Origin of the sequence: Streptomyces sp. NPDC058678 (genome assembly GCF_042714835.1) — a bacterium.
Taxonomy (GTDB): domain Bacteria; phylum Actinomycetota; class Actinomycetes; order Streptomycetales; family Streptomycetaceae; genus Streptomyces.
The window spans coordinates 1-2,646 of record NZ_JBHXSG010000165.1 but is presented as its reverse complement, the minus strand read 5'-3'; the positions used below and the strand labels follow the sequence as shown (position 1 = coordinate 2,646).

The window sequence follows — 2,646 nt, the reverse complement described above, 5'->3', positions numbered from 1 at the left end:
GGGGTGCCCCGCAGTTCGCGGGGCACCCCGGCGCGTCGGCCGTCCGGGCTGGTCAGGCGGCCGGTGCGGCGTCGGTCCAGCGGGGCACCGCGGCGTACTGCGGCTCGAACTGGTTGTGGATCAGATGGCGGACCGGGGGCGGCAGGGGGCCGAGGACGGTGGCCCGCACGTCGGCAGGTGCGCCGTCGAGGAGCCAGGCGAGGTAGCCGCCGGCTTCCGGCAGTCCGCCGGTGGCCAGCATGTACTGGCTGTAGGCGGCCCAGCCCTCGGGTCCGAGATGGGTCTCCACCAGCGGGAGGGCCTGCTCCTCCTCGTGGTCCATGTGGGTGGCGAGCAGAGCGGTGAACTCCTCGACGAGCTCCGCCAGTTGCGGGCCGCCCTCGTCGAAGGCCGCGTCGATGCGGTCCTGGAGGGGGTCGATCGCGGCGTGCTCGGTCTCCATCAGATCGAGTACGGCGATCTCCGCCGACCCGGCCAGCGCCTCGCGCAGGGGCGGCCAGATGGCCTCGTCCTCGCCGACGTGGTGCACGTGCAACTGGTGCTTGAACGTCTCCCAGCCGGTGCGGACGGCCGCCTCGCCGGTGCGGCCGTCGGCGACGGCCTCGGCGAGGCGGCGAAGGTCCCTGAGGAAGGCGTCGTGGGTGAGGAACATCATCGTGAAGTCCACGCGGCCGGTGGGCTGGTCGTGCTGGCGCAGCGGTGCGGACATGGCATCTCCCAGTGATCCGTGAGGTGTGGGCTCATGACGGTCGGACTGAGGTGACCGTAGGCCCGATTTCTTTCAGTGGTCAAGCAGATCAATAGGAAAGTATCTTGTTAGCCAAGGGAATCGACCCGAAATGGGGAACCGCATGACCGCGTCCACCGAGGAGTCCGTGACACGGGAGCCGGAGCGGGAGGGGGCCTCGTCGCCCCCGGACCCCCGACGCTGGCTCGCCCTGTCCGTGGTCCTGTTCGCCGCCTTCATGGACCTGCTGGACGTGACGATCGTCAACGTCGCGGTCCCGAGCATCCAGCGGGACATCGGCGCAAGCTACTCCGCCGTCACCTGGATCACCGCCGGCTACGCGCTGGCCTTCGCCACCCTCCTGATCACCGGCGGCCGGCTGGGCGACATCTTCGGCCGCCGGCGGCTGCTGCTGACCGGCATGGCGGGCTTCACCGCCGCGTCGCTGCTGTGCGGCGTCGCGGACAGCCCCGGCGTACTGATCGCCGCCCGCGCCGTACAGGGCGCCGCCGCCGCGCTGATGATCCCGCAGGTCCTCTCGATCATCCACGTGTCCTTCCCGGCCGAGGAGCGGGGCAAGGTCTTCGGCATGTTCAGCGGGATCGGCGGTCTCGCGCTCATCTCCGGCCCTCTGCTGGGCGGTGTGCTGGTCGACGCGGACCTGTTCGGGCTCGGCTGGCGACCCGTCTTCCTGCTCAACATCCCCGTCGGCATCGCCACCTTCGTGGCCGCGCTGTACGTCGTACGGGAGTCCCGGGACCCGGACGCGCCCCGCCTCGACATCACCGGCGCCGTGCTGGCCACGCTGAGCGTGCTGCTGCTGGTCTACCCGCTCACCCAGGGACGGGAGCTGGGATGGCCGGCGTGGATCTTCGCCATGCTCGTCGCCTCTTTCGTGGTGCTCGGCGTGTTCGCCGTGCACCAGCGGCGCCTGGTCGCCGCCGGCCGCTCCCCGCTCATCGCCCCGGACCTGTTCCGCGCCCGCAGCTTCGTCGGCGGCTTCGGCGTCAACCTGCTCTACAGCGTCGCCTACGGCACGTTCTTCATGATGTGGACGCTCTACATGCAGAACGGGCTCGGCTGGTCGGCGATGCGGGCCGGGCTCACCGGCCTGCCCATGTTCCTGGGCCTTCTGGTGTCCGCCGGAACCACCGTGCAGTTCCTGGTGCCCCGGTTCGGGCGCAAGGTGCTTTTCGGCGGCGGTGTGCTCCTCATGGCGGGCTCGCTCGCCCTGATGCTCACCAGCGCGCGGTACGGGACGGACATCGGCTCCTGGCAGATGAGCCTGCCGCTGCTCGTCCTCGGGCTCGGTATGGGCTCCGTCCTCGCCCCCGTCCTGGACTTCGCCCTCAACGACGTGGAGCACAGGGCCGCCGGCTCCGCCTCGGGTGTGCTCAACACCTCGGGGCAGTTGGGCAGTGCCGTCGGCATCGCCCTGGTCGGCGTGCTGTTCCTCGCCGTGCTGCCCCACGAGTCCGACGGCGGGGTGGACTCCGTACAGGCGGCCGTCCGTCAGGATCTGGCCGCCGCCGGGGTGAACGACCGGCAGGTTCAGGACGCGGTCCTCGCCGACCACCGGACGTGCTCCGAGGACCGGATGGGCGAGGCCGACCCGACGGCGGTCCCCGCGAGCTGTCTGGTGCCGCCCGGTGACGTGACCGGGGCGCGGGGAGAGCGGGTGGCCGGAGTCCTGGCCGAGCACGCTCCCCAGGCGCGGGCGGAGACGTTCTCGCGCGCGTTCCAGGTCGGCATGTACGGGGTGACGGGGCTGTTCGCGCTGATGACCCTGCTGATGGCCACCCTCCCTCGCCACGCACGTCCCCAGGACGCGGACACCCCGCCGGCCGTCTGAGCACCGGGGGGCGCCCGCCGAGGGCGCCGGAGAACGGCGAACGGCCCGCCGGCCGGGTGGTGACACC

Annotated in this window: 2 protein-coding genes; one reads left to right on the top strand and one right to left on the bottom strand. The window is 71.6% G+C overall.

Annotation, left to right across the window (positions count from 1 at the left end):
* Nucleotides 1–52 precede the first annotated feature (52 nt).
* Nucleotides 53–709 carry a hemerythrin domain-containing protein gene (locus ACFWWR_RS48495; protein WP_383878483.1) on the bottom strand — a complete coding sequence of 219 codons (657 nt, stop codon included), beginning with the start codon at nt 707–709 and terminating at the stop codon, nt 53–55.
* Between the two features lie 142 nt (nt 710–851).
* Between ACFWWR_RS48495 and ACFWWR_RS48490 the strand changes: the two genes are divergently transcribed.
* Complete coding sequence (locus ACFWWR_RS48490) at nt 852–2,579, top strand: MFS transporter (RefSeq protein WP_384310767.1); 1,728 nt, start codon at nt 852–854, stop codon at nt 2,577–2,579.
* Nucleotides 2,580–2,646: the final 67 nt, after the last annotated feature.

Coding starts and splice junctions, on each gene's coding strand:
- ACFWWR_RS48490 (WP_384310767.1), top strand. CDS start 852: ATGACCGCGTCCACCGAGGAGTCCGTGACACGGGAGCCGGAGCGGGAG.
- ACFWWR_RS48495 (WP_383878483.1), bottom strand. CDS start 709: ATGTCCGCACCGCTGCGCCAGCACGACCAGCCCACCGGCCGCGTGGAC.